This window comes from Kitasatospora sp. NBC_00458, assembly GCF_036013975.1.
GTDB lineage: Bacteria > Actinomycetota > Actinomycetes > Streptomycetales > Streptomycetaceae > Kitasatospora.
On the sequence record NZ_CP107904.1, the window covers coordinates 3475419 to 3488788 of the forward strand.

Consider the following 13370-nt stretch of genomic DNA (forward strand, 5'->3'; position numbering starts at 1 on the left):
CGCACCCAGTGCCGCGCGCCGTGCCCGTGAAAGGCCCGCCTGCCTGCCCGGATACGAATCCTGCCCCGACCGGCCCCGAGAAAGCCAATCGGGCCCCGGCGTCACGACCCGAACAGCGCCCGCCCGCCGGAGGTGTGACGCTCCGTCGGCTCCGGCGGACCGGGCGCGGGCGGCGGTCGGGACGACGCGCCGGAAGACCAGGGGGACGTTCCGTACTTGTCGGACACGCCTGCCCCGTGCAGGGCTACCGTACGCCCTAGGTCCGACAAGCCCAAACACGCCCCTCGCCCTTGTGTCGCAAGGGTTCGGGGCGGGATTGGACGGGTAAGGTCGCTATTCGGTCATTTGACCGATCCGCGACACGTGCCGGGCGGGGCCGGTCAGAGCTTGACGGCCGGGAAGGACGCCGTGTCGAGCGTCCCGACGATGCCCGGGGTCGGCCGCGACGGGACGGGCTCCTCGGACGAGGAGGCGGCCAGGGCCGCGTCCCTGACGGCGGCGGCGACGGTCTTGGCGACGTCCTTGTGGAAGACGCTCGGGATGATGTAGTTCGGGTTCCGCTCGTCGTCGCCGACGGTGGCGGCCAGCGCCCGGGCGGCGGCGATCATCATCTCGGTGTTGACCGTGCGGCTCTGGGCGTCCAGCAGGCCGCGGAAGACGCCCGGGAAGACCAGCACGTTGTTGATCTGGTTCGGGAAGTCGCTGCGGCCCGTGGCGACCACCGCGGCGGTCTGCCGGGCCACCGCCGGGTCGACCTCCGGGTCCGGGTTCGCCAGCGCGAAGACGATCGCGTCGTCGGCCATGGTGGCCAGGTCGTCGCCGTCCAGCACGTTCGGGGCCGAGACGCCGATGAAGACGTCGGCGTCCGCCACGGCCTCCTTGAGGCTTCCGGTGCGGCCCGAGCGGTTGGTGTGCTCGGCGATCCAGCGCAGGCTGTCGTTGAGGTCGTCGCGGCCCAGGTGGACCACGCCCCGCACGTCCGCCACGGTGGCGTGCTCGACGCCGGCGGCCAGCAGCAGCTTGAGGATCGCGGTACCGGCCGCGCCGGCGCCCGACATCACGACCCGGATGTCGCCGATCTCCTTGCCGACCACCTTGAGCGCGTTGGTGAGCGCCGCCAGCACCACGATCGCGGTGCCGTGCTGGTCGTCGTGGAAGACCGGGATGTCCAGGGCCTCGCGCAGCCGGGCCTCGATCTCGAAGCAGCGCGGCGCCGAGATGTCCTCCAGGTTGATGCCGGCGAAGCCCGGGGCGATCGCCTTGACGATGGCCACGATCTCGTCGGTGTCCTGGGTGTCCAGGCAGATCGGCCAGGCGTCGATGCCGGCGAACCGCTTGAACAGGGCCGCCTTGCCCTCCATCACCGGCAGCGCGGCGGCCGGGCCGATGTTGCCCAGGCCCAGCACCGCCGAGCCGTCGGTGACCACGGCGACGCTGTTGCGCTTGATGGTGAGGCGGCGGGCGTCCTCGGGGTTCTCGGCGATCGCCAGGCAGACCCGGGCGACACCCGGGGTGTAGATCATCGAGAGGTCGTCACGGTTGCGGATCGGCAGCTTCGAGGACATCTCGATCTTGCCGCCGAGGTGCATCAGGAAGGTACGGTCCGAGACCTTGCCGATCGCGACGCCGTCGATCGTCCGGAGCTTCTCGACGATCTCCTCGCCGTGCGCGACCGAGGAGGCGGCCACCGTCACGTCGATCCGCAGCGCCTCCAGGCCGGAGGCGGTCACGTCGAGACCGGTCACCGAACCGCCGGAGGACTCGACCGCCGTGGTGATCGCGCTGACGGCGTTGCCTCTGGCCGGAACCTCCAGCCGCACCGTGATCGAGTTCGAGACACTGGGCACCGTCGCCATCGACGTTCCTTCTTCCGTCCGTCCGTCTGCGAGTTCAACAAATTGTTGAGGCTCTCGCCTGCGCATGCTAGACCTCGATCGTCGCACCTACCAGGGCGAAGCCAGAAATAACGTTCATTGAGTGTGCGGACCCGACAACTCCTTGCCTCAGCGGCCCGATGCGTTACATTGGACGGGACACCGGCTCGATCCAAGCCCCCGGGCCCAACCTTCGTCCCTTCGAGGGACCACTTGCCGCGAGGCGAGCATGGCGGGTCGGTGTCGTAGCCACTGAAGGCCCCTCACCCTGCGGGTGGGGGGCCTTCGGCGTGGGCCGACGGGCCTTCGGGCGCGCCGGTCGGGGCGGACCCCGAAGGGCCCGCCCCGACGGTCCGTCAGCCGCGCAGCAGAGCCGGCACGCCTGCCGCGTCCGGCAGGTCGTCCGGACCGGAGAGCACCGACAGCCGCTGCGTCGCCCGGGTGAGCGCCACGTAGAGCACCCGCAGACCCGCCTCCGACTCGCCGGCGATGCCGGTCGGGTCGGCCACCACGGTCGCGTCGTACTCCAGGCCCTTGGCCTCCAGGCTGCCCAGCGCCACCGCCCGCTCGCCCAGCCCCTCGATCCAGCCGGCCGCCTCGGCCCGCCGGTCCATCGGCACCACCACGGCCACCGTGCCGTCCACCTCGCCCAGCAGCCGCTCCAGCTCGGCCCGGACCCCGGCGCCGAACGCCTCCGGCGCCGGGTCGGTCACCGCCGCGAACCGCGGCTCGACCCCCACCCGCCGCACCGCGCTCGGCGAGGGCGTACCCGGCGCCGCCAGGGCCAGCACCCTGGCCGCCACCTCGGCGATCTCGGCCGGGTTCCGGTAGTTCACGGTCAGCGTGTAGCGGCGGCGCGGCTTGCCCGCGAGCACCTCGTCCAGCGCCGCCTGGGCCTCCTGCGGGAACGGCCAGGAGGACTGCGCCGGGTCGCCGACGATGGTCCAGGTGGCCATCCGGGCCCGGCGGCCGATCATCCGCCACTGCATCGGGGTGAGGTCCTGCGCCTCGTCGACGATGATGTGCGCGTACTCGGTGCGCTCCACCGGCACGCGGTCGCGCCGGCGCGCCGAGCGGTCGGCGAAGGTGGTGACCTCCTCCAGCCCGGTCAGCATGTCCACCGCGTCGACCTCGCGGACCTTCGGCCGGGCCGGCTCGCCGAGCAGCACCTGCAGCTCGTCCACCAGCGCGACGTCGTGCGCGGAGAGCGCGCCCTCGCCCTGCTCCGACAGGTGCCGCCAGGACTCGGCGAGCACCCTCGCCTCCTCGGGGGTGACGGCGCGGCGCGCGATCCGGTTGGTGTGCCGGGTCCGCTTCAGCGTGCCGAGCACCCGGCGCGGGGTGACCGCGGGCCACCAGGCGTCCAGGAAGTCCAGGAACGGCGCCTCGTCCGAGACGTACTCGTCGAAGGACTCCTTCTCCTCCTGGCGCTGCTCGCGGGCGTAGTGGTCGGCGGGTCTGGGCAGGTGCCGGGTGACCTCCTGCCAGAGCGCGTCCAGCAGCAGCCGGCGGGCACGCGGGCGGAGCAGGTTGAGCGGGGTCCCGCCGGCGCCGATGACATTGCCGCGCACCGCCTTGAGCCGGTTGGCGTCCAGCCGCAGCACCTCGCCGCGCGCGACCACCTTGAGCTCCTGCGGCGCGCCCAGCTCCAGCGCGGCCCGGGCGGCCCGGCGCAGCAGCTGCGTCATCCGGGCCGAGCCCTTGATCCGGGCCGCCTCCGGGGCGTCGTAGGTACCGGCCTCGATGCCGTCCACCAGCGAGCCGACCGCGCGGATCGCGACCTGGCCCTCCTCCCCCAGCGAGGGCAGCACGCCCTCGGTGTAGGAGACCAGCAGCGGGGTCGGCGAGACCACCAGGATGCCCCCGGCGTAGCGGCGGCGGTCCTGGTAGAGCAGGAAGGCGGCGCGGTGCAGCGCGACGGCGGTCTTGCCGGTGCCGGGCCCGCCCGTGACGAGCGTGGCACCGGCCGCGGCGGCACGGATCACCTCGTCCTGCTCCTTCTGGATGGAGGAGACGATGTCGCGCATCGAGTGGCTGCGGGCGCGGCCGAGCGAGGCCATCAGCGCGCCGTCGCCGACCACCGCCAGTTCCTCGCCGCCCAGGGTGGGCGTGAGGTCGGGGCGGAGCAGGTCGTCCTCGACGCCGATCACCTTGCGGCCCTTGGAGCGGATCACCCGGCGGCGGATCACCCGGCCGGGCTCCAGCGGGGTCGACCGGTAGAACGGGGCGGCGGCCGGCGCCCGCCAGTCGATCACCAGCGGCCCGTACTCGGCGTCCAGTACGCCGAGCCGGCCGATGTGCAGGCTCTCGGCGACGTTCGGGTCCGCCGGGTCGAGCGGGGTGTCGGACGGAATGCCGTGCTCCTCCGGGGCGTCGGCCTGCTGGAGGTCGATCCGGCCGAAGAGGAAGTCCTCGAACTCGTTGTTGAGCCGCTGGAGGTGTGCGCCGGCCCGGTACACCTGGGCGTCCCGCTCCGCGAGCGCGCCGGGGGTACCGACCTGCACGCGCTTGGCGGCGTCCTCCAGGATGTACTCGGCTTCGGCGAGCTTCTCCTCCAGGCGGTGGTAGACGGTGTCCAGGTGGCGCTGTTCCCCGGCGATCTCACGCGCGCGGACGGTCTCGTGGTCGGTGGCAGCGCTGCCCGTGTTGCTGGTGTCCGTGTTGCTCTGCATGGCCTCGGTGGTTGCGGCGGGAGTCCGGCTCTGGGAAACGAGCGGACGGAAGATCCTACGCCGTGGGCCCCGTCCCGCGCCTCACCGGGAGCGAAAAACATGCAGGCCGCCCCCCGCTGAGCGGTGGACGGCCTGCACTGTGAACATGGGGTGGTGGAGATGCCGGGAATCGAACCCGGGTCCAGTGGAGTGGATTCAGGACTTCTCCGAGCGCAGTCCGCTGTGATTTTCTCGGCCATGGCGGTCACGCGGACAAGCCGCCAACAGGCCCAGCTGCTGTTTGATTTCCCATCCACCCCCGCAGCCCGGGCGGACGGTTGAGTTCCCTAGATTATGCCAGGGTCCGGGTCGGGAACTCCCCGGTCTGACACCCAAGCGCTATCGGTGCTATTTAGGCAGCGAGAGCGAACTGCTGGGAATCGCTCTTAGAGTTGGCGATTATTTGTTTGCGACACGTGGTTAACGAGATCATTGCCGCGTTCCTCGGCTCGCTTCTCCTGTTTCGACGTCCCCTGTCGAAACCGATCATCCCCATGTTTTTTTGAGAAACAGCCGGACGGTGAACGTCCGTGTTGCTGGCGCCATACTACGCGAGGCGACGGGCGGGGGTCCAGCCGATTAACGCCGGAGCCCCTCGTGTCAGCTCTGGCGGCGGCGCGCCGCCGCCACCGCGCGGGCCGTCTCGCGGGTGTCCTGCTTCTCCCGCAGGGTCTGGCGCTTGTCGTACAGCTTCTTGCCGACGGCGAGCGCGAGTTCGAGCTTCACCCGGCCGTCCTTGAAGTACAGCGAGAGCGGGATGAGGGTGTGGCCCGCGTCCCGGACCTTCGCCTCGATCTTCTGGATCTCCATCCTGTGCAGGAGCAGCTTGCGCTTGCGCCGCGCCGCATGGTTGGTCCACGTCCCCTGGGTGTACTCGGGGATGAAGACGTTGTCGATCCACGCCTCGTGGTTCTGGATGTAGGCGTAGCCGTCGACCAGGTTGGCCCGACCCTCGCGCAGTGACTTCACCTCGGTGCCGGTGAGGACGAGTCCGCACTCGTAGGTGTCGAGGATGGTGTACTCGTGTCGCGCCTTCTTGTTCTGCGCGATCAGCTTCTGTCCGGTTTCCTTTGCCATAGCGTCGGCCATTCTCGCACTCCGGAGCCGGTCGGGGCAGCCCCTTTTGGGCGCGCGCGCCGCGGCCGGGGCGCGGCCCGGGGCCCGCACGGGCACGGCACCGGCACGACCGGGGCAGGGCTCAGACGGGGCTCAGACGCGGCTGCCGAGCCCGGTGAGCACCCGCAGGGCGAGTTCGGCGGCGTCCTCCCCCGCGGACGCGGGGACGTCCGGGGCCAGCCCGGCCCCCTCCGGGGAGCGGCCCGCCGGGGTGAAGTACTTGCCGACGGTCAGCTCCAGCACCGCGCCGTCGGCGAGCCGGCTGGGCTGCTGCACGGTTCCCTTGCCGAAGGTCCGGCTCCCGACCACCACGGCCCGGCTGCGGTCCTGCAGCGCACCGGTGAGCAGTTCGGCGGCGCTCATCGTGCCGCCGTCCACCAGCACCACCAGCGGGGTGTGCTGGTCGCCGCCGGGCGGCGCGGTCAGCGCGCGCGTCCCGCCGCGGTCCTGGTAGGAGCCGACCGGGCCGCCGTCCAGGAAGACCCCGGCGGTGCCGGCGGCCTCCTCGACCAGCCCGCCGGAGTTGCCCCGCAGGTCGAGCACCACCCCGCCGTGCGCGTCGCGCACGGCGGCGCGCACCTGCTCGGCCACGCCGCTGGTGAAGGCCCGGACGGTGATCCGGGCGGCGCCGCCCGCGAGGTGCTCGACGGCCACCTGCTGACTGTCCAGCAGGGCCCGCTGCAGCCGGACCTCGCGGACCTCGCCCTCGCCGCGCTGCAGCTCCAGGACCACCTCGGAGCCGACCTGCCGCTCCCCGTCCTCGCGCCCGCGCAACCGGGCGACCACCTCGGTGACCGGCAGGTGGTCGGTCTGGTCGGCGCCGATCCTCAGCAGCCGGTCACCGACCGCGATCCCGGCGGCGGCGGCCGGTCCGGCGGGCTGCACCCGGGAGACGGCGGTGACGCCGTCCTGGCCGCGGCCGACCGAGAGGCCGACGCCGACGTAGCGGCCGTCCAGGCCCTGGCTGAACTCGGCGTACTCCTGCGCGCTGTAGTAGGCGCCCCAGCGGTCGCCGACCGCGCCGATCAGGCGTTCGGCCTGCTGTTCGGACAGGTCGGCGCCGGCCGGGTCCTGGCCGGCGCCGAGGGTGGCCGCGGCCGTCCGGGCGGTGTCCGCCGACGGCGGCCGCACCGGCGTGCCCGGCTCCCCCCAGGCACCGGTGGCGGCGCCGGCCATCAGCACCACGCCGAACACCAGGCTGAGGGTGGCCACCTGACGTGCCCCGCGCGGAGTTACTGGCATGGGAACGGAGTGTAGGCGCAGCACGGAGCGCACCGGGCCGGAACGGTGGACGGCGGAGCGGCGGCGGCCCCGGACGGCGCAGTGCCGTCCGGGGCCGCCGTGGGTCCTCCGGAACCGTCGGGACCGGCGCGGGCCGGGCCTTCGGGGTGGTGCGGGGGTGCCGCTAGACCTTCAGGTACTTCCGCAGGGTGAAGAAGGCCGCGATGCCCGCCATCGCCATGCCGACCACCACCAGCAGCGGTATCACCGCCAGCACCGAGCCGAGCCCGATGAAGTTGATGAACTGGACCCGCTCGGCCAGCCAGCTGTGGACGAAGAAGTGGCCGCCGAGCAGCAGGCCGGAGGCCATCACCGCGCCGAGCAGCGCGGAGAACGCGGCCTCCGCGATGAACGGCATCTGCACATAGAAGTTCGAGGCACCGACCAGGCGCATGATGCCGGTTTCGCGCCGCCTGCTGTACGCCGACACCCGGACGGTGTTCACGATCAGCAGCAGGGCCACGAAGAGCATCAGCACCATGATCACGAAGGCCGCCGTCTGCAGGCCGTTCAGCAGGCCGAAGAGGTTCTCCAGGATCTTCCGCTGGTCCTCGACCGACTTGACGCCGGGCTTGCCGGCGAAGGCGCTCTGGATGACGTCGTACTTGGTCGGGTCCTTGAGCTTCACCCGCCAGGACTGCGGGATGGCCTCCGGGCCGAGGACGGAGATGAGCGGGTTGTCCGGGTTCATCTCCTTCCAGTGCTTGTACGCCTCGGCGGAGTTCTCGAAGGTCGAGGACTGGACCACCGAGTCCATCTTGTCCAGCTGGGTCTTGATCTCGGCGATCTGCTGGTCGGTGGCCGCGCCCTTGTCGCACTGCGGCGAGTTGCGGGCGTCCGACTTGGTGCAGAAGTAGATGCTGACCTCGACCTTGTCGTACCAGTACCCCTTCATGGAGTTCACCTGGTCCCGGACCAGGAGCGAGGCACCGGCGAGAGCGAGGGAGAGCGCGACACTGACGACCACCGCGATGGTCATCGTCAGGTTGCGGCGGAGACCCACACCGATCTCCGACAGGACGAACTGGGCGCGCATGCGTTCAACAACTCCAGGGTCGGTACTGCTGGTCGGGCGAGGCGGGCGGGTTGCCCACGGGCTCAGCGCTGGAGGATCAGTGCTGGTACCCGTAGACGCCGCGGGCCTGGTCGCGGACCAGCAGCCCCTTGTCGAGCTCGATGACGCGCTTGCGCATCTGGTCGACGATGGCCTGGTCGTGGGTGGCCATCAGCACGGTGGTGCCGGTGCGGTTGATCCGGTCGAGCAGCTTCATGATGCCGACCGAGTTCTGCGGGTCGAGGTTTCCGGTGGGCTCGTCCGCGATCAGCAGCATCGGGCGGTTCACGAACGCCCGGGCGATCGCGACGCGCTGCTGCTCACCACCGGACAGCTCGCCCGGCATGCGGTCCTCCTTGCCGCCGAGGCCGACCAGGTCGAGCACCTCGGGCACCACCTTGTTGATGGCGCTCTTCGGCTTGCCGATCACTTCGAGGGCGAAGGCCACGTTCTGCGAGACCGTCTTGTTCGGCAGCAGGCGGAAGTCCTGGAAGACGGTGCCCAGCTGGCGGCGCATGTGCGGCACCTTCCAGTTGGACAGCTTGCCGAGGTCCTTGCCCAGCACGTGCACCTCACCGGTGCTGGGGCGCTCCTCGCGCAGGCACAGGCGCAGGAAGGTGGACTTGCCCGAGCCGGACGAGCCGACCAGGAAGACGAACTCGCCCTTCTCGATCTCCAGCGAGACGTTGTCCAGGGCGGGACGATTCTGCTTGGGATAGGTCTTGGAGACGTTGTCGAATCTGATCACGGCTGCATCACGGAGGCCATCCTAGGCGGCGCCAGTCCTCGGTCGGTCCGCCCCTCGGCTTGCCCGGCCCAGGGACGGGCGAGGGGAGCGAAAGGGCCGCTCCCGGCTTGGGACCATACGCGAACCGGCGGCGGGCCCGCAGGCCCGGACCGCGACGGAACCGCGAAGTTGGGGGACAATGGTCGGTTTTGCCCCGAAAATTGGGAGCCATCTCACAGCCCGGGGGCCGGAACGCACGGAACCTGGCAGAGTGGAGGGGACGGTCGGGGTTGACCGCTCCCCCGCACAGGGCACATGTAGGAACCAAGGCCCGGTCCGGTGCGTTGGCTGTAGCAGCGAGGAGGAGATCGCATGACCTGCGACCATCTGGTGTGCGCCAACTGCAACGGCCGAGTGAGCGAGGGCCGCTGCCCCGCCTGCCGTGCCACTCGGGCCAGGCTCCAGGAGCAGCAGAACCCGTTCGCCGCGCTTTCCCCCGCGATGCTGCTGGCCGTCCTGGCCGGGCTGCTCGCGGTGGCGCTGCTCGCGCGGCAGGCGCTGGCCTGACGAAGGAGACGTACGGATGAGGCCCCCGACCGGCTGGCGGTCGGGGGCCTCATCCGTACGTGCGTCCAACGGGCCGCCTACTGCGCGGCGGTCTCGCGCTGCTTGCGCCAGCGGATGCCGGCCTCGATGAAGCCGTCGATGTCGCCGTCCAGCACGCCCTGCGGGTTGCCGACCTCGTACTCGGTCCGGACGTCCTTCACCATCTGGTACGGGTGCAGCACGTAGGAGCGCATCTGGTTGCCCCAGGAGCTGCCGCTGTCCTTGAGCGCGTCCATCGCCGCCCGCTCCTCCTGGCGGCGCCGCTCCAGCAGCTTCGCCTGGAGGACGTTCATCGCGGAGGCCTTGTTCTGGATCTGCGAGCGCTCGTTCTGGCAGGAGACCACCACACCGGTCGGGATGTGCGTGATGCGCACCGCCGAGTCGGTGGTGTTGACGCCCTGGCCGCCCGGGCCGGAGGCGCGGTACACGTCGATGCGCAGCTCGCCCTCGTCGATGTCGACGTGGTCGGACTGCTCGACGACCGGGAGCACCTCGACACCGGCGAACGAGGTCTGCCGGCGGCCCTGGTTGTCGAACGGCGAGATGCGGACCAGGCGGTGGGTGCCCTGCTCGACCGAGAGGGTGCCGTAGGCGTACGGGGCCTTGACGGTGAAGGTCGCGGACTTGATGCCGGCCTCCTCCGCGTACGAGGTGTCGTACACCTCGGTCGGGTACCCGTGCCGCTCGGCCCAGCGCAGGTACATGCGCATGAGCTGCTCGGCGAAGTCGGCGGCGTCCACCCCACCGGCCTCGGCGCGGATGTTGATCAGCGCCTCGCGGGCGTCGTACTCGCCGGAGAGGAGGGTGCGGACCTCCAGCTCCTCGACCGCCTTGGCGACGGACACCAGCTCGGCCTCGGCCTCGACGCGGGTGTCGGCGTCGTCCTCGGCCTCGGCCAGTTCGAACAGGACCCCCAGGTCGTCGATGCGGCTGCGCAGGCCCTCGACCTTGCGCAGTTCGCCCTGGAGGAAGGAGAGCCGGCTGGTCACCTTCTGCGCGTTCGCGAGGTCGTCCCACAGGTTGGGGGCCGCTGCCTCCTCCTCCAGGACCGCGATGTCGGCCCGGATCTTGTCCAGGTCGAGGACGGCCTCGATCGACCCCATGGTCGTTTCGAGGTTCTTGAGCTCTTCGGAAGGATCGACGGCTGCCACGCCCCCAGGGTAATGGTTCCGGGGGGACTACTGACGACCGCGGGGGCGTCCGGGCCGAGAACCGCGCCGCCCGGGCCGCCCCCGCGGACGCGTGCCGCTGCCCGCGCGGCGCGGCGGGACTGCCCCCGGGGGCCTCCCGGCGGCGCGCTAAGGGGCGCGCGGCGCCGTCGTGACGGTGGCCGGACGGGGCCCCGGTCCGGCGTCCGGCGCGGTGGCGGCGAAGGCGGTCCAGGCCGCGGCGGCGCCGGCCAGCAGCAGCACCGTGGCCAGCAGGACGGCCAGCATCCGGCGGCGGCGCAGCAGCGCCTGGCGGTCCCGGCGGTGGGCCGCGCCGGGGGCGGTCCGCTGGGCCCGCGACTCGGCCGCGTACGAGGCCAGCTCGTGGGCGGAGGGGCGGCGCAGGCTGGTGTGGGTGTCCCGGGTGGAGTCCGGGGCCGCCCCGGGGACCAGCGGGACGGCCGGGCCGCGCCGGCGCTTGTGGACACCGGGTCCGGCGTCCACCTCGGCGTACACCGCCTCGCCCGGGGTGAGCTGCTCCTCCGCCGCCGGCCGGCCCTGCTGGGGGACGGCCAGCACCGGCAGCCCGGCCAGCGCGGGCAGCTGCTCGCGCAGCCGGGTGGCCAGCTCGGCGGCGCGCAGCCGGGAGGCGGGGGCCTTGGCCAGGCACTCGGCGATGATCCGCCAGAGGCCGTCGGGCAGGCCGGGGATCGGCGGCACCTGCTCGGTGACGTGCCGGCGCAGCACCGCGCCGGTGTGGCCGCCGCCGAACGGCGTGAAGCCGGCCAGCAGCTCGTAGAGCACGGTGGCGAGGGCGTAGATGTCGACGGCGGCGCGCGGCTCCAGGCCCTCGATGATCTCGGGGGCGAGGTAGTCGGGGGTGCCGATGATCCGGGTGGCGCGGGTCCGGCGCGGGGCGTCGACCAGGCGGGCCACGCCGAAGTCGGTCAGTTTGGCGCGCGGTGCCCCGCCGGGGCCGGGTGCGGCGGCGAGGTCGAGCAGGACGTTCTCCGGCTTGACGTCGCGGTGCACGATCCCGGCGGCGTGGGCGGCGGCCAGGCCGTCGGCGACGTCCGCGATGACCGAGACGGCGGTCTGCGGGGCGAGTGCGCCGTCGCGTTCCAGCCGGGAGCGCAGGTCGGTGCCCTGGACCAGTTCCATCACGAGCGCGAGGTCGCTGCCGTCGACGACCATGTCACGCACGCCGACCACCCGGGGGTGGTCGAGGCTGGTGAGCGCCGCGCGCTCCTGCACGAAGCGGCCCACCAGGACCTGGTCGGCCGCCAGGTCCTCGCGGAGCAGTTTGACCGCGACCGGACCGTCCGGGCCCTCACCGAGCCAGACCGTCCCGGCCGAGCCCCGACCGATCACCTGGTGGACGGTGTAGCGGCTGCCGATCTTGCGTGCCAATGCTGCTCCGTGGGCGGCGGGAGCGTCCCGGGAGGGTCCGGTGCGCTCGGTGGGGCGGGACAACAGCGACCAACCTACGCGCCCCGACGCCCTCCGCGGGCCGCCTGAGGGTGCTCGGCGGGTACTGGGAGCCGAGAAATCTTGTGAATTGTCGACATAGCGTCAATATCGTTGTCGGCCGGGCCCTCGGCGCCACCCGGTGCGGCATCGGTGCGGACGTCCTTCCCGTCGTCAGGCCACGGCGGTCGTCAGACCACGGCGGTCGGCAGGGTCCAGCGCTGGGCCGGCGACCCGTCACAGCCCGACAGGTCCGCCCAGCCGCCCGACGCACCGCCGTCGGCCGGGTCGCGCAGACAGCCCTGCGCGCCCTGGTTCCAGAGCGCGCCGACCAGGCCCACCAGCCAGACGTGGTACGACGAACCGTTGCACGGATTGAGCGAGGCCCGGTTGCCGTCGGTGCCCAGGCACTTGCCCGCGTGCCGGACGGTGCCGTCGATCTCCACGCTCCACTGCTGGGCGGCCGAGCCGTCGCAGTCCAGCAGCGCGACCGGCTCCGGGCCGGCCGGGACGGAACCGGGCAGGTCGGCCAGGCAGTGGCCGCCGGGGGCGCCGACCGGGCCGGTCGGACGGCCGGGCCGGACGTCCGAGGAGAAGGAGTCGGTCCGCAGGCCGGTGCCGCCGCGCCAGATCTCGAAGCCCGCCTCCACCGAGGTCAGGTACCACTCGGGCTCGATCGCCCCGCGCACCACCGCGTCACGGACGAAGGCCCGCAGGTCGAAGTCGGTGACCGAGGTGGTCGGGGACTGTGCCTGGTAGGCGACCATCGGCCACTCCCGGCCGTTGGCGGAGATGGTCTGCTGCCAGCTGGTGTACCCGGCGCCGCCGATGTTGGCGGTGCTGCCCGGCGGACTCGCCGAGGACGGGCGGCGGTCCAGCCAGATCATCAGCTCGGCGCCGTCCGGCTGACCGTTGTCGGCGGGAGTGGTCGGGGCGGTGTTGAACCACAGGTCGTAGGCCACGTTGAAGTCGCCCTCGGCGGGCAGCGTGGTGGACCAGCCACTGGTGGCCCACCCCAGCTCGGAGACCCTGACCGGCAGCGCGCTGCCCTGGACACAGGTGTTCCAGTGGCAGCCGTCGAAGATCTCCGGATACGCCACCGGTCCGGCCGGCGGGCTCGCTGCCGCGTTCGACGAACGGACCGTGAACCCGGAACCGCCGTCGGTGCCGAGGCACTGGACGGTCCCGGGGCCGTAGTTGTTGTTGTCGACGAGGTACCGGCCGCCGGCCACCGGCACCGTCTCGTACTGCCCGCAGTGCAGCGACTCCGCCGCCACCGCCGGACCGGCCGGCACCAGCAGCCCCGCCACCGCCACGGCGGCGCCCAGCACCGCCGCGCCCGCCCGGCCGAAACCGTGTCTCAACCCCATCGGATCCCCCCGGATG

At 72.1% G+C, this 13370-nt stretch carries 10 protein-coding genes and 1 other RNA gene; 1 reads left to right on the forward strand and 10 read right to left on the reverse strand.

All coding sequences use genetic code 11. The annotated features are described in order from the left end of the window. Positions 1-380 precede the first annotated feature (380 nt). The 7 genes from OG550_RS13865 to ftsE form a co-directional block, all read right to left on the reverse strand. The gene (locus OG550_RS13865; protein ID WP_327677387.1) at positions 381-1856 is read right to left on the reverse strand and encodes an NAD-dependent malic enzyme; all 1476 of its coding nucleotides are present in this window, start codon (positions 1854-1856) and stop codon (positions 381-383) included. 374 nt (positions 1857-2230) lie between these two features. Beyond that, on the reverse strand, positions 2231-4546 hold the full coding sequence (locus OG550_RS13870) for a HelD family protein (RefSeq protein ID WP_327677389.1): 2316 nt from the start codon (positions 4544-4546) through the stop codon (positions 2231-2233). A 151-nt stretch (positions 4547-4697) separates the two neighbouring features. After that, positions 4698-5079: a transfer-messenger RNA gene (gene ssrA / locus OG550_RS13875) on the reverse strand. A 106-nt stretch (positions 5080-5185) separates the two neighbouring features. Further along, positions 5186-5662, reverse strand: a complete 477-nt coding sequence (gene smpB, locus OG550_RS13880; RefSeq protein WP_327677391.1) for an SsrA-binding protein SmpB — start codon at positions 5660-5662, stop codon at positions 5186-5188. A gap of 132 nt (positions 5663-5794) precedes the next feature. After that, positions 5795-6943 (reverse strand): S41 family peptidase, encoded by a 1149-nt coding sequence (locus OG550_RS13885; RefSeq protein ID WP_327677393.1) that lies wholly within the window; start codon positions 6941-6943, stop codon positions 5795-5797. A 163-nt stretch (positions 6944-7106) separates the two neighbouring features. Beyond that, positions 7107-8018 carry a permease-like cell division protein FtsX gene (ftsX, locus tag OG550_RS13890; RefSeq protein ID WP_327677395.1) on the reverse strand — a complete coding sequence of 304 codons (912 nt, stop codon included), beginning with the start codon at positions 8016-8018 and terminating at the stop codon, positions 7107-7109. A gap of 76 nt (positions 8019-8094) precedes the next feature. Next, on the reverse strand, positions 8095-8784 hold the full coding sequence (ftsE, locus tag OG550_RS13895; RefSeq protein ID WP_327677397.1) for a cell division ATP-binding protein FtsE: 690 nt from the start codon (positions 8782-8784) through the stop codon (positions 8095-8097). Between the two features lie 351 nt (positions 8785-9135). Between ftsE and OG550_RS13900 the strand changes: the two genes are divergently transcribed. Beyond that, entirely contained in the window at positions 9136-9330 is a 195-nt protein-coding gene (locus tag OG550_RS13900; RefSeq protein ID WP_327677399.1) for a hypothetical protein, read from the forward strand. A 77-nt stretch (positions 9331-9407) separates the two neighbouring features. Here the strand turns inward: OG550_RS13900 and prfB are convergent, their stop codons facing one another. From prfB to OG550_RS13915, 3 genes are all read right to left on the reverse strand, one after another. Then, positions 9408-10520, reverse strand: coding sequence for a peptide chain release factor 2 (gene prfB, locus OG550_RS13905; protein ID WP_327677400.1), 1113 nt, complete (start codon positions 10518-10520; stop codon positions 9408-9410). A gap of 147 nt (positions 10521-10667) precedes the next feature. After that, positions 10668-11927, reverse strand: a complete 1260-nt coding sequence (locus OG550_RS13910) for a serine/threonine-protein kinase (RefSeq protein WP_327677401.1) — start codon at positions 11925-11927, stop codon at positions 10668-10670. A 248-nt stretch (positions 11928-12175) separates the two neighbouring features. Next, positions 12176-13354 carry a GH12 family glycosyl hydrolase domain-containing protein gene (locus OG550_RS13915; protein ID WP_327677402.1) on the reverse strand — a complete coding sequence of 393 codons (1179 nt, stop codon included), beginning with the start codon at positions 13352-13354 and terminating at the stop codon, positions 12176-12178. Positions 13355-13370 lie beyond the last annotated feature (16 nt).

What these genes read in the sequence shown, in the direction of transcription:
- OG550_RS13865 (WP_327677387.1), bottom strand. Translation starts at nt 1,856, where the DNA reads ATGGCGACGGTGCCCAGTGTCTCGAACTCGATCACGGTGCGGCTGGAG.
- OG550_RS13870 (WP_327677389.1), bottom strand. Translation starts at nt 4,546, where the DNA reads ATGCAGAGCAACACGGACACCAGCAACACGGGCAGCGCTGCCACCGAC.
- smpB (WP_327677391.1), bottom strand. Translation starts at nt 5,662, where the DNA reads ATGGCAAAGGAAACCGGACAGAAGCTGATCGCGCAGAACAAGAAGGCG.
- OG550_RS13885 (WP_327677393.1), bottom strand. Translation starts at nt 6,943, where the DNA reads ATGCCAGTAACTCCGCGCGGGGCACGTCAGGTGGCCACCCTCAGCCTG.
- ftsX (WP_327677395.1), bottom strand. Translation starts at nt 8,018, where the DNA reads ATGCGCGCCCAGTTCGTCCTGTCGGAGATCGGTGTGGGTCTCCGCCGC.
- OG550_RS13900 (WP_327677399.1), top strand. Translation starts at nt 9,136, where the DNA reads ATGACCTGCGACCATCTGGTGTGCGCCAACTGCAACGGCCGAGTGAGC.
- OG550_RS13915 (WP_327677402.1), bottom strand. Translation starts at nt 13,354, where the DNA reads ATGGGGTTGAGACACGGTTTCGGCCGGGCGGGCGCGGCGGTGCTGGGC.